We start from the raw sequence: 22,876 nt of genomic DNA on the forward strand, positions 1-22,876 counted from the left end.
TCCCCACCTTTCGCTTATTATTTCTCAGTCACTTCAATCAAAAGGTCACCAGACGAAATAGTGTCTCCTGAAGACACATATACATGTGCGACTTCTCCGTCAAAACGTGCTTCGATGGCCGTTTCCATTTTCATCGCTTCAGTAATCATCAACGTATCACCTTTTTTAACGTTATCGCCTTTTTTCACTAATACATCCAAAACAGAACCAGACATCGTTGCTCCAATTTGTTCTCGGTTTGTCGGTTCAGCTTTCAATCGGGTTTGGACCGTACTGATGATCGAATTATCTTTGATAGTGATTTCACGTCTTTGTCCATTCAAATTGAAGAACAGTACGCGATTCCCTTCGATATCGGGTTCTCCGATTTCATCTAAACGAATGATAAGCGTTTTTCCGCGTTCGATTTGTACATTGATTGTTTCACCCAAACGTATACCTTGGAAAAATGTTGGTGTGTCCAGTAATGTAACATCGCCAAATTGATTATATGCTTTTTGATAGTCCAAAAAGACTTGCGGATACATCAAATAGCTTAATACTTCGTCTTGTTTTGGTTCATAGCCGATTTTTTCTGCCAATTCTTTTTTTACTTCGTTGAAGTCGACTGATTCAGCCAAAAGACCTGGACGTTCATTCAATGCAGGTCTGCCTTTAAGAATAATCTTTTGCAATTTTTTAGGAAATCCGCCAACGGGTTGCCCTAGTTCTCCTTGGAAGAAAGTCACAACAGATTCAGGGAAACTTAGTGTTTCGCCTTTTTCATAAATATCTTCTTCTGTAAGATCATTTTGGACCATAAATAGTGCCATATCTCCAACTACTTTAGATGATGGAGTTACTTTAACGATATCGCCAAACATCAAGTTGACAGTATGATACATTTGTTTGATTTCATCCCAGCGATGACCTAATCCGACAGCTTTTGCCTGTTGCTGTAGATTCGAATACTGTCCTCCTGGCATTTCATGCATATATACTTCTGTTTCAGGAGCATTCAAGCCGTTTTCAAACGGTTTGTAATACATGCGCACATCTTCCCAATAATGGTTTAATTTCTGTGCATTTTCAATCGTGATTTCTGGCAGCCGTGGACCATTGACCAGTGCATAATACAAGCTGCTCATGCTAGGCTGACTAGTATTCCCACTCATTGCACTCATTGCCACGTCAACGATGTCTACTCCTGCTTTTGAAGCAGCAGAATAAGTGATGATTCCATTCCCGCTGGTGTCATGAGTATGCAGATGGATTGGCAGATCTGTCGTTTCTTTCAATTCACTAATCAAACGATAAGCTGCCTGCGGTTTAAGCAGCCCAGCCATATCTTTGATTGCAATGATATGCGCACCTAGTTGTTCTAGTTCCTTTGCCATGTCTTTATAATACTGAACATTGTATTTTGCCCGACTTGGATCGTTGATATCGCCAGTATAGCAAATAGCTGCCTCTGCGACTTTACCAGTATCCCGTACAGCTTGGATACTTTTTTCCATTTGTGGAGTCCAGTTCAAACTATCAAAGATTCGAAATACATCGATTCCTTGCGCTGCTGCTTCTTTGACAAATTCCACCAATACATTGTCAGGATAATTAGAATACCCAACGGCATTTGAACCTCTGAAAAGCATTTGCAGCAACGTATTAGGCATTAAAGAACGAATTTTTCTCAACCGTTGCCAAGGATCTTCATTCAAAAAGCGGTAAGCCACATCAAATGTTGCTCCCCCCCACATCTCACTTGAAAAGAGTTCAGGAAGACCTTCTCCAGTCAAACGTGCAATCTGCTTGAAATCCTTTGTCCGAACACGAGTTGCTAGCAGACTTTGATGGGCGTCTCTAAATGTCGTATCCGTCAACAACAAATTTTCCTGTCCTTTGATCCATTCGACCAAAGCATCGGCACCCTTCGCATCTAATACATTCTTAGCCGTTACGTAATCAGTTCTTGTGATTAGATCTTTAGGCATACGTGGTTCTTCATAAAATGGTTTTTCGCCACTTTCGATACCTGGAAAACCATTCACAGTAATTTCACCGATATATTTCATCGTTTTATTTCCGCGGTCTCGTAGTCGAGGAAATTCAAATAATGTTGCTGTACTATCAATGAAGGTTGTTTTTGCATTTCCTGATTGGAATTCAGGATGTGTGATGACATTGAGCATAAATGGAATGTTTGTTTTCACTCCACGGATTCTAAATTCTTTCAAGCAACGTTCCATTTTCTGAATAGCTGTTTCAAAAGTAGCACCATGCGTACATACTTTTACTAGCAATGAATCAAAATACGGTGTCACTACATAGCCCGCGTAAGCATTTCCGACATCCAGACGTACGCCAAAACCACCAGGTGAACGATACGTATCGATTTTCCCTGTGTCTGGTAAAAAGTTATTCAACGGGTCTTCTGTAGTGATTCGGCATTGAATGGCTGAACCATTTAATTTGATTCCTTCTTGCTGAGGCAATCCGATTTCTTTATGCAGATCCAAACCTTGAGCAATCAACAGTTGCGTTGTTACGATATCAATATCTGTAATCATTTCTGTGATCGTATGTTCCACTTGGACGCGAGGGTTGACTTCGATAAAGTAAAAATCGTCTCCTTCAACAAGAAATTCTACTGTACCTGCGTTGACATACCCGACATATTTCATCAATTGGACAGCTGCCTGGCAGATTTTTTGACGTTGCTGTTCATTCATAGAGACACAAGGCGCTACTTCTACTACTTTTTGGTGGCGGCGCTGAACAGAACAATCTCTTTCAAAAAGATGGATGACGTTTCCATGGATATCACCGAGAATCTGTACTTCGATATGCTTAGGATTAGCGATGTATTTTTCAACATACACTTCATCACTACCAAAGGCTGCTTTTGCTTCGCTTTTCGCACGTTCGTAGCCCTCTCTTGCACTCTTTTCATCGTGAGCTACACGCATGCCGCGTCCGCCGCCACCTAGAGCTGCCTTGATCATAATCGGATAACCGTATTGTTTCGCAAACTCCAAGGCATCGTCTATAGAAGCGATTGGTCCATCTGTGCCTGGAATCGAAGCAATCCCTGATTCGATAGCTGCAGCTTTTGCTTTGATTTTATCTCCAAAAATATCTAAATGATGCAGTTTGGGTCCAACAAAAGTGATGCCTTCTTCTTCGCACCGTTGCGCAAAATTCAAGTTTTCCGACAAAAGACCGTAACCCGGATGAATGGCGTCAGCTCCGCATTCTTTTGCGATAGAAATGATCCCTTCAATATCTAGATACGCATCAATCGGTTTTTTTCCTTGTCCTACTAAATATGCTTCATCCGCTTTGAAACGGTGTACGGAATATTCATCTTCTTCTGCATAGATTCCAACAGTTTTAATTCCTAATTCTGTACAAGCACGAAATACACGTACAGCGATTTCACCCCTGTTAGCAACTAAAACTTTTTTCATCGAACCACTCCTACATCTTTTTTTATTATAAACCTAAGCTCTTGCGTTTTTCATCCGCACTGATGTTGAGGACAAAGCCGACACAAATCGAAAGCATCAGCAAACTGGAGCCTCCTTGACTTAAAAATGGGAACGTGATCCCTGTCAAAGGAATAACACCAGTAATTCCTCCAAGATTGACAAATACTTGGATCAAAAACATTGCGCCGATCCCAATGCACAAAAGCGAATTGAACGGATCTTTTGAACGGATACCTACAAGGACAATGCGCACAATCATAAAGAATAGCAACGCTAATATCAAAATCCCCATAATCACTCCCAGTTCTTCCACTACGATTGCATAAATAAAATCGGTTTGTGCTTCTTGTAAAAATCCTTTTTTCTGGATACTGTTACCTAATCCCCTGCCAAATAGTCCTCCGTTGAACATGGCATAGTAGCCGTTGACTAGTTGATGCCCTTTATTTAATTCGTCTGAGAAAGGATTTTGGTAAATAGCAAATCGATTATAGATATACTGTAAACGTCCAGGTAAGATCTTTCCGTTTGTGATATTGATCAGCCAGATCGTAAAAGTACTTAGACAAAAGCCTCCTACTCCTACAATCAAAGTATACACATAATTGACTCCGCTGGCTAAAAGCAGAACCAAAATAATCAAAAAGATAACTGCCGCATTCCCAAAATCGGGAAGAATAGCGACTAATGCAGTAAGTCCGATAACCATTGCAAGTGGACGTTTCACAGTCCCAAGAAAATCTTTTTGTACACTGTTTTGTCTTTTAGATAAAGTCAGAGACAGATACCAGATAGAAATGATCTTTAGGTATTCGGCAGGTTGGATCGAAAATCCTGCAATTTGAAGCCAACCTTTTGCACCATTGATTTCTTTACCGAAAAACACAACGATCAGCAGCAAAATCGTCAAAACTGCGATGGCTGCCATAATCAAACGCTGGTTTTTCAAAACATCTGTTTTCATTTTGTAGAGTAGTGCGATAGCAATCAAGCTGAGCACCCAAAAAATACTTTGGTTAATGACTGATGCGGACGGATTTTGTCCGTTTTCTAATAATAGATACGACGTAGAACTATATACCATGATCAAACCCAAAACACATAAAATCAAATAGGGAATCAAGATACTATAGTCTAATAGATGCCTTTTTTTTACTTTCTTAGGCAAGTCTATTCCTCCTTGCCAACTTCTTTTTTATCATAATTTTCTTGGTAAACCTCACTGTATAACTGATTCAATTCTCGTTCTAGCTCACTTAACATCAGCTGGCCCTCGTTCTTTCCGATTACTCCTATACGGACAGCAAAACCGACTTGCCGGGAAAAGCCGTACATCTGTGTATCTACCACTTCTTCGAAGGCTTTGCATTGTGAGATACAGAGACTGTTGTTTTGATTTCGGATTAATCGTTTGATCCGTTCTGCTTCATCATTTAATACTTGGATCGCAAGTTTTTTCGACAAAGAATCCATCTGTGCTTACCTCCCATTCTAATTCCTTAATTATAACATATTTGATTTTCATAAGGAGCAAAAAAAACAGATTTAACCAGTTGTTTTTATTCATTTTTACGTATTCGTTCTTTCTACTTATCCAGAACGTTAGAGTCCGCATTTTTTATCCGAGATAAAAAGGCTTCGCCATATTTATCAAGCTTGCTTTGGCCAACTCCTTTTATCTGAAGCATCTCCAATCTGCTTGATGGACGTATTCGGCTCATTTCTTTCAATGTGGAATCTGAAAATACGACATACGGGGGAACGTCTGCTTCTGATGCTAGATCCGTTCGCAGTTCCCGCAGCACTTCAAATAGTGTATCGGTTTCTTCATCCGATAGCTGCTGGACTTTCTTGGGTTCCTTTCGATAAACAGATTCTTGTCCTTTCAATACTTGTATCCCTCTTTCTGTTACTTTCAAAACAGGATACTCACCATTGATGGTCAGAAGATAGCCATTCGATATCAAATATTCAATTAACTGCATCGTTTCTTTTTGCGATTGGTTTTTCATCAGTCCATAGGTAGATAAATGTCCAAAACCTAAAGCTTGCAGCTTTTGTTCTTTCGATCCTGCTAAGACTTTCATCAGCATTTGTTTACCATAGTTCTCTCCCATACGTTTTAAGCAAGAAAGAACCATCTGTGCTTCTGTCGTTACTTCTACTATTTCTCTGTCATCTAAACAGTTACCACAACGGTTGCACGGACTGCTTGTCTCGCCAAAATAGTTTAGGATGTATTGCTGAAGACAGGACTCAATATACACGTATTCTGTCATCGCTTTTAATTTTTCATATTCTTTTTGCTTTTGCCCTTCTTCTCTTTGGGATTGCTGGATAAAAAACTTTTGGACTTGGATATCTTGAGGAGAGAAAAGCAGGATGGCTTCACTGGAAAGACCATCTCTTCCCGCCCGACCAGCTTCCTGATAGTATGCTTCTAGAGAGCCAGGAATTTGATAATGGATAACAAAACGGACATTGCTTTTATTTATACCCATACCAAATGCATTTGTCGCTACAATCAGCTGCAAGCGATCGTATAAAAAGGCTTCTTGCATTTCTGTTCGCTCATTCTCATTTAGACCACCATGATATCTACCCACGGAAAAATCGAATTTTTTAAGCAAATGATAGAGACGGTCTACTTCTTTTCTCGTTGCTGCATAAATGATACCAGATTGATTTTTGTTGATCTTTAAATATTCGATTAGATATTGTTCTTTTTTTTGATCTTTAATTACTTGAAATCGTAGATTTTCTCGTTCAAAACCAGTCTGAATATGGTTGTTTTCTGGAATTTTTAAAAGTCTTTTTATGTCAGCAGCTACTTGCACAGTCGCTGTAGCTGTCAAAGCAACAATTACAGGACGATTTGGCAGTTGATCTAGCTGGTTCGCCATCTGTAAATAACTTGGGCGGAAATCATGCCCCCACTGAGAGATACAATGTGCCTCGTCAATAGCGATCATACGGACGTTCCATCGCTTCATTGCTTGGATAAAATCTGGCATGATAAAACGTTCAGGAGCGATATAAAGTAAACGGTACTGCTGTATATCGATTTCTTGGAAGCGTCTAGCTGTTTCGTAACCATCTAACGAGCTATTGATAAAAGTGGCGGGTATACCTAATTGATTCGCCGCGTCCACCTGATCCTTCATCAAAGAGATTAAAGGGGACACAACCACAGTAAGCCCATCTAATAGTAAAGCTGGAAGCTGGTAACAGATTGATTTCCCACTTCCGGTAGGCATGATTCCTAATACATTTTCCTGATCAATGACTTTCTGGATAATTTCTTTTTGACCAGGTCTAAACTCATCATAGCCAAAGTATTGTTTTAATAAGTCGTTCATCTTCCCGCTCCTTTCTCTTGCCATTTTACTTCGATTTTCTTCGAAGGACAAGTTGATCTCCTTTCGTGAAACATCATCTTATTATGAAACAAAAACTCTCTAGAAATAAGTTTTTTAAAAGTCTTTTAAACGTCTTTTGGCGTATTTTCTGAATTTATGTTCATTGACAAAGATGACTTCTCCACAGAAAAGAGTTGGACAAAAAAAGAAACCAGCTATTTTTTATAACAAGCTGGTTTCTCTCTTCATCCTTTTACAGATTATTTTTTCTTTTTAGATGCTTTTTCACGAGCATTTTTCTCTAAAATTTGTTTTCTCAAGCGAATGCTTTCTGGTGTTACTTCGCAATATTCATCATCATTCAAGAATTCCAAAGATTCTTCCAACGTCAATTGTTTTGGTTTTTTGATGACAGATGTTTGGTCTTTAGTAGCAGACCGTACGTTTGTCATTTGTTTTGCTTTCGTGATGTTGACAGTCAAATCATTATCACGGCTGTTTTCCCCGATAATCATTCCTTCATATACTTCTGTACCTGGTTCTACGAAGACTGTACCGCGTTCTTCGATACTCATGATAGAATAAGTCGTTGCTTTTCCTGTATCGATCGAAACAAGCGCCCCTTGGTGACGTCCGCCAATTTGACCAGGAAGCATTGGCAGATATTGGTCAAAAGTATGGTTCATGATTCCGTAACCACGTGTCATTGAAAGGAATTCAGTTGAATAACCAATCAAACCGCGGGCAGGTGTTAAGAATGTCAAACGGATTTGTCCGTTTCCTGTATGAACCATATCTTGCATTTCACCTTTACGTAAGCTCAAGGACTCGATAACACTACCCATATATTCTTCTGGTGTATCGATTTGCACGCGTTCAAACGGTTCGCATTTTACACCGTCGATTTCTTTTTCAATAACTTCTGGACGAGATACTTGCAATTCGTATCCCTCACGGCGCATGTTTTCAATCAAGATAGACAAATGCAATTCTCCACGACCAGAAACTGTCCATGCATCTGGAGAGTTTGTTGGTTCAACTCGTAAAGATACATCTGTTTGAAGTTCTGCCATCAAACGTTCTTCAATCTTACGAGCGGTTACGAATTTACCTTCTCGACCGGCAAATGGTGAATTATTAACTAAGAAAGTCATTTGCAATGTTGGTTCGTCAATGTGAAGGATAGGTAACGCATCTTGATGATCCACAGGAGTAACTGTTTCACCGACAAAGATATCTTCCATACCTGAGACAGCAATCAAGTCTCCAGCTTTTGCTTCTTGAATCTCTAGACGTTTTAGTCCAAAGAAACCAAATAATTTCGTTACACGGAATTTCTTAACTGTTCCGTCTAATTTAATTAATGCTACTTGGTCTCCTACTTTGATTGTTCCTCTAAATACACGTCCGATTCCGATACGACCTACATAATCGTTGTAGTCAAGTAATGAAACTTGGAATTGTAATGGTTCGTCGCTGTTATCGACAGGAGCAGGGATTTTTTCAATAATTGTATCAAAAATAGGTGCCATGGTTGGTTCTTGATCTGCTGGATCATCTGACAAGCTTGACGTACCATTTAGTGCAGATGCATAAATCACAGGAAAGTCTAACTGATCATCATCTGCTCCTAATTCGATGAATAGTTCAAGAACTTCATCTACGACATGCTCAGGACGAGCAGAAGGTTTGTCAATCTTGTTTACGACAACGATTGGTGTGATATGTTGTTCCAGTGCTTTTTTCAATACAAAACGTGTTTGAGGCATTGTTCCTTCATACGCATCTACGACCAACACAACGCCGTCAACCATTTTCATGATCCGTTCTACTTCGCCACCGAAGTCCGCGTGTCCTGGAGTATCCATGATGTTTACGCGAATTCCTTTATAGTCTACAGCTGTGTTTTTGGCTAAAATCGTGATACCACGTTCTTTTTCTAGCGCATTTGAGTCCATCGCACGTTCTTGCAATTGCGTATGTGCGTCTAATGTATCTGATTGTTTTAATAGTTCATCAACTAATGTTGTTTTTCCGTGGTCAACGTGGGCAATAATTGCGACGTTACGGATATCGTTTCTATAATTCAATGTAACTAACTCCTTTTTTATTGGTTCTTTATGACAGGGCAAATTTTACTCGACTGCTAATTATAGCAGACTTTTTTCATGAAATATAGTAAAATGTTTTCATTTTTTCGAGAAAATTAATCTTTTGCCCGTTTTTATCATTTTTGTGAATGATTTCTACCTTTTTTTCAGCCTTCTTTTTTCAAAAGGTCTGCGATTTCTGCATATGCACAAGAAGTCCCTGCTAAATAGTATTCCCTTTTTTCAAATGTCAAAGGAGAACCAAAAAGACCGCTTGTTACCATACCAAACTCTTCCAATAAGACATTTCCCGCTGCATAATCCCAAGGGCTAAGGTTTGAAATATAAGCAATGTGGTTTCCTTTCAAGATTGCCACTAGTTCAAGACCAGCGCATCCGTACATACGTGTCCCCATGCTGCTTTCCGCAATTTCTCGGATTCCATATTTATTATGACCGAAAAGATAACTATTCACACCAAGTAAGCCTTCCGATAAGGATTTATTTGCTGGTCTAGGCAATGGCTCATCATTTTTATACACGCCTATTCCTTTTCCACCCCAAAAAAGTTCATTTCTCATCACGTCATAAATGAAACCAAGCTTTCCAACGCCGGATTCATAAACAGCGAGCATAATACAAAAATTTTCCCCTTCAATCACAAAATTCAAGGTGCCATCAATAGGATCGATGATAAAGACTCTTCCATCGAGATCCGATAATTGATTACACCCTTCTTCTTCTGCCAATATTTTTGCCTCTGGATCAAAGGAATGGATTTTTTCGATTAGAAAATTCTGGATGTTTCGGTCGACATTTGTCACTAGATCCGTTCGATTTGATTTTTGCGAGATCGTTAATGTTTGTTGAGAAGATTTGATTTTCTCACCAGCTTCTTCTAGCCAGGATTTGATATGATCAATCATCTGTTCCATTTATCTCACCCGTTCATTCTCAAAGTTTTGTTTGGATTTTTTTTTGCTTGCTGCACTGTACGATATAAGGAGTACCCGGAAGCTTTTTCAAATTCCCGTCCCAATCGTTTTTCTTCTCCGATGGATTTGACAACAGTTTTAAACTGCTGATAAGTCTTCAAAAAAGCTTCATTGTTTATCCCTTTTTCATTCGCACGTTCCAGATCTTCCCACATCTTCATTACAATGACCATTTCGTCTGTTGTCCAATCTAAATCAAGTGGATACTGATATTCTTGCATCTTCAACTCTCCTATTTCATATTCCTCTTCAGTGTAGCATAGGAAGTGGTAATAAACCAAGAAGTTGTCATATTTTTAAGTTTACATAATAATATTATTGATAATTCTAAAAAACAAAACGCAACTGATTTTTCAGTTGCGTTTCGCCTGTATTATTCAAATCAAATATGGATTGGTAAACCTAATGCTAATTCCGAAGCATCCATGACGATTTCGCCAAGAGATGGATGAGGATGAATCGTCAAGGCGATATCTTCAGCATTCATTCCTGATTCGATTGCTAAAGCTAATTCAGAGACCATATCACTTGCGCCGACTCCACCGATTTGCGCGCCAATAAGCACGTTATCTTCGATCGTCGTGACTAAACGGATGAATCCTTCCGTTTTACCTAGCGATAATGCTCGACCGTTCCCTGAGAATGGAAATTTATATGCTTTCGCTTCGATACCTGCGTCTTTTGCTTCTTTGATTGTCATACCTACAGAAGCCAATTCCGGATCAGTAAAGGCAACTGCTGGCATTGCTTTATAATCTACAGCTACTTTTTTGCCAGAGATTGCTTCAGCAGCGATTTTTGCTTCGTAACTAGCTTTATGCGCTAATGCCGCCCCTGGAACGATATCACCGATGGCATAGATATTAGGTACGTTCGTACGTCCTTGTTTATCTACTGTGATCAATCCACGTTCTCCTACTTCGACACCCGCTTGTTCTAAGCCCATATCATCCGTATTTGGACGACGTCCTACAGTGACCATCACATAGTCAGCAGTAACAGATTCTTCTTTCCCGTCCACTGCATATTTCACTGTCACACTGTCACCGTTATCGACTGCTTCTTTTGCCATCGCATTCGTTACGACTGTTACACCTTTTTTCTTGAAATCATCTTCTACTAATTTTACGAGATCTTTTTCGTAAGTTGGTAAAATTTGTGGTGAGCCTTCAAGAATCGTTACTTCTGCTCCTAAGTTTGCGTACGCTCCGCCCAATTCGGCACCAATCACACCGCCACCGATGATCACAAATTTCTTAGGTACTTCTTTCAATGCTAATCCGCCAGTAGAATCTAACACACGTCCGCCGAATTTAAATCCTGGAATCTCGATTGGACGGGAACCTGTTGCGATGATTGCGTTATTGAACGAATAAGTTTGAGCTGAATCTGGATGAATGACGCGTAGTGTGTGATCATCTACGAAGAACGCTTCGCCTTCGATTGTTTCAACCTTATGTTTTTTTAATAGAAAACCAACACCAGAAGTCAACGTATGGACAACTTTGTTTTCTTTCCATTCTTGTGTTTTCGCAAAATCTAGTTTGACATTTTCGCTAGTTACTCCAAACATTTCGGAATCTAGTGACTCTTGATAATGGTGTCCCGCAGCTATCAATGCTTTTGAAGGAATACAGCCGACGTTCAAACAAACACCGCCAATATACTCTCTTTCAATGATTGCTACTTTTTGTCCCATTTCAGCAGCACGGATGGCAGCTACATAGCCGCCAGGTCCCGCACCGATTACAACTGTATCTAATTCTACAGCAAAATCTCCAACTACCATTTGTTTATCATCCTTCCATCATTAATAGCTCTGGATCAGCTAAAAGACGTTTGATATTGTTCATTGCTTGTTGCGCAGTTGCTCCATCTACGATACGGTGATCAAAACTTAGTGATAGTTTCATCACACGACCGACAACGATTTCGCCTTCAGCGTTTACGATTGGTTGTTGCGCAATCGTTCCTACACCTAAAATAGCTACTTCTGGATAGTTGATGACTGGTGTAAACCAACCGCCACCTACAGATCCGATATTGCTGATCGTAATTGTTCCATTGCGCATATCTTCTGCAGATAGTTTGCCGTCATGAGCTAATTTTGCTTTCTCATTGATTTCGTCTGCAATAGCAAACATTCCTTTGCGGTCTGCATCTTTTACATTTGGTACATATAATCCGTGATCCGTATCTGTTGCAATACCGATATTGTAGTAATGTTTATAAACGATTTCTTGGTTTGCATCGTCGATAGATGCATTCAATACTGGGTATTTCTTAACAGTCGCTGTTAAAGCTTTCACGACATATGGCAAGAAAGTTAGTTTCGTACCATTTGCAGCAGCAACTTCTTTAAATCGTTTCCGATTATCCCATAGTTTAGACACTTCTACTTCATCATGCAATGTCACGTGTGGAGCTGTATGCTTACTATTGACCATTGCTTTAGCAATAGCTTTACGTGTTGGTGTCATTGCTACACGCTCTTCCAAATCTCCTAAGTTGGACTTGAATGGTTTTGCTGGTTCAGCGGGTTTGCTTTCTGCTGCAGGAGCTGCTTCTTTCGGAGTTGCCGCTTCTGGCGCTTCTGATTTCGCTGGTGCGCTGCTTGGAGCTCCTGCCAAGAAGTTTTCGATGTCCTCTTTTGTTACTCTGCCACCTTTTCCAGTTGCAGTTACTTGTGAGATATCTACATCTTTTTCACGGGCAAATTGACGAACAGATGGCATAGCCAATACACGTTTATTTGGATCGGCAGCTTCAACGACACTTGCTGAACCTGATGTTTCCACTTTTTCTTTTGGTGCTTCAGCTGATGGCGCACTAGTTGACGGTGCACTATTGTGTCCAGGAGCATCGATTTCTACTAATACATCCCCAACATTTGCTACAGTGCCTTCTGGAACAATCACGTTTTTAACTGTCCCTGTGACAGGTGACGGAATTTCTTCTACTGATTTGTCATTTTGAACTTCTAGTAATGTATCATCTTCATTGATCGTATCTCCTGGTTTGACGAACCATTTGACGATTTCACCTTCTGCGATTCCTTCACCGATATCCGGTAACTTAAATTGGAAGACTCCTTCGCTTGACGATCCAGCTGATTCTGTATCAACAGTGGGTTCAGCAGCCGGTTTAGCTGGAGTTTGGGATTCTGCGGCTACACCACTGTCCCCTTCATTGTCTTCGTGTCCTGGTGCATCGATTTCTACTAATACATCCCCAACATTTGCTACGGTACCTTCTGGAACAATCACATTTTTAACCGTTCCTGTAACAGGTGACGGGATTTCTTCTACTGATTTGTCATTTTGAACTTCTAGTAATGTATCATCTTCATTGATCGTATCTCCTGGTTTGACGAACCATTTGACGATTTCACCTTCTGCGATTCCTTCACCGATATCCGGCAATTTAAATTGATAAGCCATGACTTTGTTTCGTCCCTTCTTTTCTTAAAATTCCGCGATTTCTTTTACTTTGTCTTCGATATCTTTTGCATTTGGCAACCAGACATTTTCTGCTTGTCCAAATGGGAAGACTGTATCAGGTGCAGAAACTCGTCCGATTGGGGCTTCTAATGAAAGGATAGCGCGTTCTGAGATCTCAGAAACTACTTGCGCGGCAACGCCCGCTTGTCGTTGTGCTTCTTGGACAACAACTACGCGACCAGTTTTTTCCACGGATTGAATGATCGTTTCTACATCTAATGGCGCAACAGTACGAAGATCAATGATTTCAACAGAGATATTTTCTTTTGCAAGATTGTCTGCTGCTTTGATTGCTTCACGCACCATTGCTCCGTATGTGATAATAGATACATCTGTTCCCTCACGAGTAACTGCTGCTTTATCCAAAGGAACTTCGTAAGCTTCATCCGGCACTTCTTCTCGGAATGAGCGATATAGTTTCATGTGTTCTAGGAAAACAACCGGATCGTTACTTCTAATAGAAGAAATCAATAGTCCTTTTGCATCATAAGGGTTGGAAGGAATCACTACTCGAATACCAGGAGACTGAGCGATCAAACCTTCTAAATTATCCGAATGCAATTCTGGTGTATGAACACCGCCACCAAATGGTGAACGAATCGTGATTGGTAGATTTCTAGTGCCGCTCATTCGATATCTTGTACGAGCCATTTGAGCTACTACTTCGTCCATTGCTTCGAAAATAAAACCAAAGAATTGGATTTCAGGAACTGGACGAAATCCTTCTAACGCAAGACCGAAACTCAATCCTGCGATTCCAGATTCAGCTAAAGGAGTATCGAATACTCGGTCTTCTCCGAACTTTTCCTGCAATCCTTCAGTTGCCCGGAAAACTCCTCCGTTTTTCCCAACATCTTCACCAAAAACAACGACATTCTCGTCATTTTCTAGTTCAAGTGCTAAGGCATCTGTGATTGCTTGGATCATTGTTTTTTGTGCCATGATTATTTCGACTCCTTCGCTTCATAAATTGCAATTTGTTCTTTGATTGATTGTGGAGATACTTCGAACATGTTTTTCAAGAAATCTGAAACCTTTTGTTTTGGTACTTTGTCGGCTTCAGCAATAGCTGCTTTGATTTCTTCTTTAGTTGCTTCGATGACTTGTTCTTCTTTTTCTTCAGACCAAAGTCCTTTTTCCGTCAAATATTTACGGAAGCGGATCAATGGATCTTTTTTCTGCCAATCGTCATCTGTGTCTTTTGTACGGTAGCGGGTTGGATCGTCACCAGATAGTGTATGTGGTCCATAACGATAAGTCAGTGTTTCGATTAGGACTGGTCCATTTCCACTGATCGCCCATTCCCGTGCCATTTTAGATACAGTATATACTGCAAGCGGATCCATTCCATCGACTTGAATACCAGGAATCCCAGCTGCGACAGCTTTTTGTGCAAGTGTTTTTGCTGCAGTTTGTTTTTCACGAGGTGTAGAGATCGCATACCCGTTGTTTTGGATATAAAATACGGCATTTGCATGGTAAGCGCCAGCGAAATTGATTGCTTCGTAAAAATCACCTTGTGATGAACCGCCATCACCAGTATAAGTGAAGACGACATTTTTCTTGTTTCGTTTCTTCAAACCTAATGCAACACCGGCTGCTTGTACATATTGTGCACCGATGATGATTTGTGGTGGTAGAGCTTTCAATTCTTCCGGATAAGAATTACCTGCAGCATGTCCTCTAGACCATAAAAAAGCTTGAGATAAAGGTAAACCATGTTTTACTAGTTGAGGTACATCCCGATAACCTGGAAGAAGAACATCTTCTTTATCAAATGCGTAAGCACTAGCCAGCTGACTTGCCTCTTGTCCAGCAGTTGGTGCGAAAAAGCCTAGGCGTCCTTGGCGGTTCAGCGCTGTTGAACGTTGGTCTAATACACGAGACCATACCATATGAGTCATTAATTCAACGAGTTCATCATCGGATAAATCAGGTACTAAATCTTTGTTAACTACGTTTCCATCTTGATCAAGTGCTTGATATACTGGGAAATCTGCATTGACTTCATCTAGCAGTGCTTGGAAGTCGATCGGTGCTTTTTTGTTTGCCATTTGTCACACATTCCTCTCTCATCTATAAGAAAATCTCTTCATTCTGCGATTGAAACAGTGAATAAAACTGTATCACTATTTAACCGTCTTCATTAATAAATTATCATGGATTTATGAGAAATACAAGCTAAAAGCACAAATTTTCACGATGAAAGGAAATTATGCCAATCCGCATATTAACAGCATTAGTGAATAAAATCACAATAAGGAAAGCGTTTTATATTTCATCTGCATTTTTTCTATTTTCTAATCAAACTTACAACCATCTGTTTCTATTTAGAAACGTTGGTGTTATACAGTTTTGTTGCAAATATTTATTTTATTTACACATCGTGAACGGACGTACAAATAATGGTTTTTTCTTAGTTTCTTTATATCGTATTCTTTTTCCGAAAAAAAAGAAACAGCTTGAAATTTAAATCCAAGCTGTTATATTCTTTAATCTATTTACTTTGTGAAATTATTCTGTTAACCACTTTTCTAGAATTTTCATCTTTGAATAAAACAACGGTATTTGGTTTTCATCCAGCCTACTGTAATTGATTCTGACTCCATTTATATCTTGCCCAAAAAGTAGACTTGGTGCAATTCCAAGACCCATATCTACTACTTTTTCTGCTAGTTCGGGGTCTAGTTTTTTCCCATCCCAAGTAATCCAGGCATAGTAACCACCTAAAATTGAATGAAGCTTGAAAAACGATTGTGAATCTCCCCAAGCGCTTATCAGTCGGCTTTTTTCTTTCAACTTTTTTCTTACATCTTGCATTTTCAAATCAATTGCTTCATTAAATACATTAGCCACTGTGATTTGTGTAAGGATATTCATCGAAAACTCCATCATTTCTTGCGCTTGAGCTAGTTGCGAGATAAAAGTCTCAGGTCCTATCACCCAACCGATTTTCGTTGTTTTTCCTAAAACCCTAGATAACGAACCGACGTATAACACATTATCCGGATCAATCGTTCGTATAGGAAGGACTTCTTCTTGGTTTAGAAATGAAAGATCCGTAAATACATCGTCTTCAATAATTGGAAGCCGATACTGTCGACACAATTCTACTAGCTTTTCTCGTCGTTTTTGACTCATCACTTTTCCTGTAGGGTTTTGAAAATTCGGGTTGATAAGCACTGCTTTCAATTTATTTTTATGGATCGATTCTTTCAGTTTTTCTAAGTCGATCCCTTCTTCATCCATCGGTATCCCAAATAAACGCGTTCCTGAAGCTTTGAAAAGAGGTAATCGGTAAAAAAAAGAAGGTGACTCTACAGCTATCCCCTCTCCAGCTGAAAGAATCGTTTGTAAAATCAAAAAGATTGCTTGCTGACCGCCACCAGTCACAAGAAGCTGGTTGGGGGAAAATGCCAATTCAAATTTACTTTCCAAATACCGTTTGATTTTGTTACGTAACGGAGTATAGCCTAAAAGATCCATTTCTTTTTCTTCCGCTAAGATTTCTTCAAGAGAATAAGAAGGAAACTCAAAATTCGGCAAAAGCTCATCTGGCATCTCGCTAGCGTATAAATCAAGAAACGATGTTTTTTGGATCTGCTTTGCTTCTCTTATTTTTTGCTCATACCAGTCCGTCTGCTCATAACGAGGAGAGATCATTTGCCGCCAATCGATTCTTGGAACAGCGAATTTCCCCCATTCAGTCTGATTAACAAACCATCCGCTGCCACGTTTGCTCGTTAGTACCCCAAGCTCCCTAAGCTCTTCCAATGCATGGACAACGGTGGAACGATTCACACCAAAAAGTTGCCCTAGTTTTCGTTCTGATTCAAGTTGACTTCCAGGATTGATCCTTCCGTTTTCGATTTCTCTCATAATCTGTTCCATGATTTGACGATAAATCGGTCCTTGTTTTTTCTCTACTTTTTCCCACATAAGCTTCTCTTTTCTATTGTCTATTTTTTCTTTTGATTTTACCGAATTTACGAGAAAAAAGAAAAACTTTTTTTGCAAAACATAAGGGACTGTGACAAAAGTCTTATCACAGTCCCTTATTCTGAATAATGATGTTCAAAAGCTTGTATCTGCGATAATAAGTCCAGCCAAACAAAACATATAAAGAACTATTTTTGTTTGGCTGTTCTTATTACTTAATGCAGGACAACTTTTTCACAACATTCTAATATTTTATTTATTTTTTAGATTGTGTCTCCATTAAAAATCGAATTTTTCACGATGACATAGTCAACTTTTCGAATGGCTTCCAGATCTCTTCCTCCAGCATAAGAAATAGATGATTGAAGGTCTTGTTGCATTTCCACTAGTGTATCTTTCAAAGATCCTTTATGCTGGATCCAGATTTTCTTTCCTTCAACATTTCGTTTTTCGCCTTTTTGGAATTCTGAAGCAGAACCAAAGTATTCTTTATACACGATTCCATTTTCGACTTTTGTTTCGCCAGGAGATTCCTCGTGACCGGCAAACAATGAACCAATCATGACCATTGTCGCACCAAAACGGACAGATTTTGCAATATCGCCATGTGTTCTGATCCCACCGTCAGCGATGATCGGCTTGCGAGCTGCTTTCGCACACCATCTAAGAGCTGCCAGTTGCCAGCCTCCAGTCCCAAAGCCTGTCTTGATTTTTGTAATACATACTTTTCCTGGACCAATCCCGACTTTTGTTGCATCTGCGCCCGCATTTTCCAATTCACGGACGGCTTCCGGTGTACCAACATTACCGGCAATCACAAAAGTTTCAGGCAAATATTTTTTAATATGCTGAATCATATCAATAACTGAGTTAGCATGTCCATGTGCGATGTCGATAGTGATATAATCAGGATTTAGCGATTCTTCTGCCAACTTCTCTATAAAGGAATATTCCTCTTTCTTGACGCCAACACTGATTGAGGTAATCAATCCACGCTTTTTCATTTTTTTGATAAACGGAATTCGAGCTGCTTCATCAAACCGATGCATGATATAGAAATAACCATTTTCCGCTAAGAATTCTGCGATTGTTTCATCAATAATCGTCTGCATGTTGGCAGGCACTACTGGCATTTTGAATGTATGTTTACCTAATGTGACCGTTGTATCACATTCAGAACGGCTATTTACGATACATTTATTAGGAATTAATTGAATATCTTCGTAATCAAATACTTTCATTACATTATCCTCCTGATGTTCACATCCAGCAAAACACGAACATTATTAATTTAATCAAGGCTTTTTTTAGCGCCCTATGTAATTTAACTCAATTAAGCAAAAAAATCAAGAGCAAAAAGAGAATTTATACGAATGGTAAAAAAACATATATTATTTTTAGTCTATACAAACGAAAAATGAATGTTCGCTTTTAGCAAAAAAAGACTGTGACAAATGTCTTGTCACAGTCTTTTTTCTGAATAACCGGCGTTCTCCTACGTTGTTCGTTTTTTCTTATTATACAAGTCTAGCACAACGGCTAAAAGCAAGATCAATCCTTTGATTGCCTGCTGCCAGTCTACCCCGACGCCTAAAATCGACATGCCATTGTTCAATACACCCATGACCAAGCCACCGACAATCGCACCCATGATTGTTCCAATGCCGCCGGAAGTCGAAGCACCACCAAAATATACTGCCGCCATTGCATCCAGTTCCATCGATGTACCTGCTTGAGGTGTTGCCGCATTCAATCGAGCAGCTAAAACTAATCCAGCTGAAGCTGCCATGACTCCCATGTTGACGAATACCCAGAACGTGATTCGCTTTGTTTTGATCCCTGATAGTTCAGCCGCTTTTCGATTTCCGCCCGTCGCATAAATCTGTCGACCTGCTACTGTTTTATTTGTCAAAAACCCATATGCTGCAACGATCAAACCAAGAATGATCAAAATAATCGGATACCCTTGATAAGAGGCAAAGATATAAGTTATTCCTAGTACAACGACTGCTGTAAATACCGCCTTTACCAAGAAAGCTGCTGGAGATTCCACTTCAAATAAATGATTTTTCCGACGATTTCTTGTTCGCCATTGTCCAACAACTAACACGATGGTGATGATCATTCCTAAAATCAATGTCAAGAAGTGAAGGTTGCTTCCTTTGCTTAAGTCTGGTAAATAACCCGTAGACATTTTTTGAAAAACAGCTGGAAAAGGTGCTAGAGATTGACCGCCTAGAACAACTTGTGTCAGTCCACGAAACATCAGCAATCCTGCTAAAGTCACGATAAACGCCGGTATCCCAGCATAAGCTACCCAAAAACCTTGCCATGCGCCGATCAGCCCGCCTACTGCAAGACAAGCGATGACTGTCACCCACGGGTTCATTTGGCGATTGACCATCATCATGCCCGCAATTGCACCAACAAACGCCATCACTGACCCTACCGACAAATCCACATGACCTAAGAGCACAACTAATAACATCCCTGCAGCTAGTACTAATATATGACTATTTTGCAAAACAAGGTTAGTTATATTCAACGGACGCCAGAAAATACCATTCGTCATCAATTGAAACGCAATAAGTAGTCCCGCTAAAATGATCACCATGCTGTAGCGACCAAAAAGATCAGCTGCTCTACTTTTCAAATTTAGTTTTTTCTCTTTTTTATCCGTAAGATTTTTTGCTTGTTCCAACTTAACCCACCTCTTCTTTCGTCATTAATTTCATCAAGACTTCCTGATCTGCCTCTTCTCGCGAGACTTCTCCTGTAATACGTCCTTCGTTCATCGTATAGATTCGATCACACATCCCTAATATTTCAGGAAGTTCAGAAGAGATAAGACAGACAGCTTTGCCATTTGCTGCCATTTCTTCGATAATCGTGTAGATCTCATATTTTGCCCCAACATCTATCCCACGGGTTGGCTCATCCAAAAAAAGAATATCGGGTTGTGTCATCAGCCACTTGGATAAAACGACTTTTTGCTGATTCCCACCACTAAGACTACTGACAATTTGATGGATGGAGTTTGTTTTTATACGCATCTTTTTCCGGAAATTTTCTGCCTCAGTTACTTCTTTTTCTTTATCTAATACTCCTTTTTGACTTATTTTATCCAAACTGCTCAGCGTCACGTTTTCCCGAATATCCATCAGCAGATTCAGTCCTAAAGATTTTCGGTCCTCCGAGACATAAGCGAGTCCGTTTGCAATGGCTGAAGGAACGGTCTTAACTGATATCTCTGCCCCATCCTTTAATATACGTCCGGATATCTTGCTTCCATAAGAATGTCCAAATAGACTCATAGCGAATTCAGTTCTGCCCGCTCCCATCAGTCCAGCTATTCCTACAATCTCTCCTTTTTTCAAATGCAAGTTGATGTGGTCATTTATGATTCGCTCATGATCAAGAGGGTGATAGACCGTCCAGTCTTCTACTTTAAAATAAACTTCTCCAATATCCGGTTTTCTTTCAGGATAACGATCAACTAAATCTCTGCCCACCATCCCGCGAATAATATGCTCTTCGCTGATCATTTCATTTTCTAGTGTCTCAATCGTCTGTCCATCCCGTAAAATGGTGATTCGATCTGCGATATCCACGATTTCATTCAGCTTATGTGAAATAATGATGGAGGTTACACCTTGCTCTTTCAACTCTCGGATCAATCTCAGCAAATTCGCGCTTTCTTCTTCATTCAATGCAGCGGTAGGCTCATCCAAAATCAACAGACGGACGGATTTTGATAATGCTTTAGCTATTTCAACTAATTGCTGTTGCCCTACGCCAATCTGGGATACTAGAAGATTCGGGTCGATAGACAAACCGACTTTATTCAGCAGTTCATACGTTTTCTTTTCTGTCAGTTCCCAATCAATCACGCCTCTTTCTGCTTGTTCATTTCCGAGAAAAATATTCTCTTTTATTGAAAGATAAGGACTTAGTGCTAATTCTTGATGAATGATGACGATGCCTTTTTCTTCACTATCTTTCAAATCTTTGAATTGACACAGCTTTCCATCATAAAAGATTTCCCCGTCATAGGAGCCATATGGATACAAGCCGCTCAAGACATTCATCAATGTTGATTTTCCCGCTCCGTTTTCTCCGCACAATGCATGGATTTCCCCACGTTCAATCATCAGATTCACGCAATCTAACGCTCGGATTCCAGAAAATTTTTTGGTGATATCTGCCATTTTTAAAATACAATCCGCCATAATTTTTATCCTCTCTCTGACTTAGATCTCTTTAGTACCTTGTTTGGTTCCTCTTAATTTTTCAGATCGGATTCTTTATAATAATCGGTGTCGATCAGCTCTGCTTGATAATTATCTTTATCGACAGATACTGTATTTGCTAAATACGTAGGGACAGTTTTCACCCCATTATCATAAGTTTCAGTATCATTAACCGGAACCTCTTCTCCATCACTGATTGCTTTGATCATTTCAATCGTATTTTTTGCTAAGATACGTGTGTCTTTAAAGATCGTTTGTGTTTGTTCCCCGGCAATGATCGATTTAACGCCAGCAACTGTCGCATCTTGTCCAGTAATCACAGGTAAAGGTTTACTTTCACTCCCATACCCCACGCCTTTTAATGACGAAATGATCCCTAAACTTATTGGATCATATGGCGACAAAACAGCATCCAATGTTTGGTCAGTATAATTTGCGCTTAACAGATTATCCATCCTTGCTTGCGCCGTAGAACCATCCCAGCGAAGCGTAGCGATTTGACTGAAACTCGTCTGTCCAGATGGCACGACCAACTGACCGTTGTCCATATATGGTTGTAAAACAGACATCACTCCGTTGTAATTAATTAGTGCATTGTTGTCGTCAGGCGAGCCACCAAATAATTCAATCGTGAATGGTCCTTTTCCTTCTTTCAATCCTAAGTGCTCTTCAATATAAGCTGCTTGCGATACACCTACTCCAAAATTATCAAAAGTCGCGTAATAATCGACATTTTCTGAATTCATTAGTAAACGATCATAGGCGATCACCTTGATATCTGCTTCTTTTGCTTTAGCTAACACATCAGTTAAAGCCGAACCATCGATAGAAGCAATCACAAGTGTATCTACCCCTTTTGTAATCATATTTTCGATTTGTGCTACTTGATTTTCTACTTTATCTTCTCCATATTGAAGATCTGTTTTATAACCCAGTTTTTCTAATTCCGAGACCATGTTGTTCCCATCAGCGATCCATCTTTCTGCTGATTTGGTCGGCATAGCGATTCCTACATACCCCGTACTATCATCTGCAGATCCTGAATTGCCACACGCACTTAATAGAATGCTTGCGGTCAAAATAGCGATACTCCCAAGAATCTTTCTAAATTTGTTTTTCATTTTTTATCCCCCATTCCGATTGATACACCGAGTATAGCTAATAAAGAAAGCGTTAACATTGATTTTTTTATGGGATTTACTTTAAATTTTTTAGGTGTACTTTTTTTGTCTTGGATTTTTTTAAGTTTCTTGGATTTTTTTCGATTGATTCCTTT

General features: G+C 39.7%; 17 protein-coding genes. 1 reads left to right on the plus strand and 16 read right to left on the minus strand.

Translation table 11 applies throughout. From position 1 onward, the window contains the following. Positions 1-17: 17 nt before the first annotated feature. The 11 genes from OS139_RS01470 to pdhA form a co-directional block, all read right to left on the minus strand. The gene (locus OS139_RS01470) at positions 18-3,446 is read right to left on the minus strand and encodes a pyruvate carboxylase (protein WP_002331821.1); all 3,429 of its coding nucleotides are present in this window, start codon (positions 3,444-3,446) and stop codon (positions 18-20) included. A gap of 25 nt (positions 3,447-3,471) precedes the next feature. After that, positions 3,472-4,635 carry an FtsW/RodA/SpoVE family cell cycle protein gene (locus OS139_RS01475; protein ID WP_002288740.1) on the minus strand — a complete coding sequence of 388 codons (1,164 nt, stop codon included), beginning with the start codon at positions 4,633-4,635 and terminating at the stop codon, positions 3,472-3,474. A 2-nt stretch (positions 4,636-4,637) separates the two neighbouring features. Continuing rightward, positions 4,638-4,940: a YlaN family protein gene (locus tag OS139_RS01480; RefSeq protein ID WP_002298990.1), complete on the minus strand. Its 303-nt coding sequence runs from the start codon at positions 4,938-4,940 to the stop codon at positions 4,638-4,640. A gap of 113 nt (positions 4,941-5,053) precedes the next feature. Next, entirely contained in the window at positions 5,054-6,826 is a 1,773-nt protein-coding gene (recQ, locus tag OS139_RS01485; protein ID WP_002331822.1) for a DNA helicase RecQ, read from the minus strand. A gap of 260 nt (positions 6,827-7,086) precedes the next feature. After that, positions 7,087-8,916 carry a translational GTPase TypA gene (typA, locus tag OS139_RS01490; RefSeq protein WP_002288735.1) on the minus strand — a complete coding sequence of 610 codons (1,830 nt, stop codon included), beginning with the start codon at positions 8,914-8,916 and terminating at the stop codon, positions 7,087-7,089. 167 nt (positions 8,917-9,083) lie between these two features. Then, complete coding sequence (locus tag OS139_RS01495; RefSeq protein ID WP_002331823.1) at positions 9,084-9,851, minus strand: inositol monophosphatase family protein; 768 nt, start codon at positions 9,849-9,851, stop codon at positions 9,084-9,086. 5 nt (positions 9,852-9,856) lie between these two features. Continuing rightward, on the minus strand, positions 9,857-10,132 hold the full coding sequence (locus tag OS139_RS01500; RefSeq protein WP_002292206.1) for a UPF0223 family protein: 276 nt from the start codon (positions 10,130-10,132) through the stop codon (positions 9,857-9,859). Positions 10,133-10,293: 161 nt separating this feature from the next. Continuing rightward, positions 10,294-11,700, minus strand: a complete 1,407-nt coding sequence (gene lpdA / locus OS139_RS01505) for a dihydrolipoyl dehydrogenase (RefSeq protein WP_002289686.1) — start codon at positions 11,698-11,700, stop codon at positions 10,294-10,296. Between the two features lie 7 nt (positions 11,701-11,707). Continuing rightward, positions 11,708-13,351 carry a dihydrolipoyllysine-residue acetyltransferase gene (locus OS139_RS01510; protein ID WP_002300399.1) on the minus strand — a complete coding sequence of 548 codons (1,644 nt, stop codon included), beginning with the start codon at positions 13,349-13,351 and terminating at the stop codon, positions 11,708-11,710. A gap of 24 nt (positions 13,352-13,375) precedes the next feature. Further along, a complete protein-coding gene (locus OS139_RS01515; protein ID WP_002289688.1) occupies positions 13,376-14,353 on the minus strand; it encodes an alpha-ketoacid dehydrogenase subunit beta in 978 nt (325 codons plus the stop codon). A 2-nt stretch (positions 14,354-14,355) separates the two neighbouring features. Beyond that, positions 14,356-15,465, minus strand: coding sequence for a pyruvate dehydrogenase (acetyl-transferring) E1 component subunit alpha (pdhA, locus tag OS139_RS01520; RefSeq protein ID WP_002289692.1), 1,110 nt, complete (start codon positions 15,463-15,465; stop codon positions 14,356-14,358). Between the two features lie 161 nt (positions 15,466-15,626). Here pdhA and OS139_RS01525 point away from each other — a divergent pair, with 161 nt between their 5' ends. Then, a complete protein-coding gene (locus tag OS139_RS01525; RefSeq protein WP_016628355.1) occupies positions 15,627-15,884 on the plus strand; it encodes a hypothetical protein in 258 nt (85 codons plus the stop codon). Between the two features lie 41 nt (positions 15,885-15,925). Here OS139_RS01525 and OS139_RS01530 read toward each other — a convergent pair whose 3' ends face one another. From OS139_RS01530 to chvE, 5 genes are all read right to left on the minus strand, one after another. Further along, positions 15,926-17,350: an aminotransferase-like domain-containing protein gene (locus tag OS139_RS01530; protein ID WP_325066773.1), complete on the minus strand. Its 1,425-nt coding sequence runs from the start codon at positions 17,348-17,350 to the stop codon at positions 15,926-15,928. A gap of 263 nt (positions 17,351-17,613) precedes the next feature. Beyond that, positions 17,614-18,591, minus strand: coding sequence for a GMP reductase (guaC, locus tag OS139_RS01535; protein WP_002287992.1), 978 nt, complete (start codon positions 18,589-18,591; stop codon positions 17,614-17,616). Positions 18,592-18,845: 254 nt separating this feature from the next. Next, positions 18,846-20,051 (minus strand): multiple monosaccharide ABC transporter permease, encoded by a 1,206-nt coding sequence (gene mmsB / locus OS139_RS01540; RefSeq protein ID WP_002331825.1) that lies wholly within the window; start codon positions 20,049-20,051, stop codon positions 18,846-18,848. Position 20,052: 1 nt separating this feature from the next. After that, the gene (gene mmsA, locus OS139_RS01545) at positions 20,053-21,579 is read right to left on the minus strand and encodes a multiple monosaccharide ABC transporter ATP-binding protein (protein ID WP_325066774.1); all 1,527 of its coding nucleotides are present in this window, start codon (positions 21,577-21,579) and stop codon (positions 20,053-20,055) included. Positions 21,580-21,632: 53 nt separating this feature from the next. After that, on the minus strand, positions 21,633-22,721 hold the full coding sequence (gene chvE / locus OS139_RS01550; RefSeq protein WP_002306852.1) for a multiple monosaccharide ABC transporter substrate-binding protein: 1,089 nt from the start codon (positions 22,719-22,721) through the stop codon (positions 21,633-21,635). Between the last annotated feature and the right edge of the window lie 155 nt (positions 22,722-22,876).

The sequence above is a fragment of the Enterococcus sp. E4-223 genome, from assembly GCF_035727065.1.
GTDB classification, from domain to species: domain Bacteria; phylum Bacillota; class Bacilli; order Lactobacillales; family Enterococcaceae; genus Enterococcus_B; species Enterococcus_B faecium.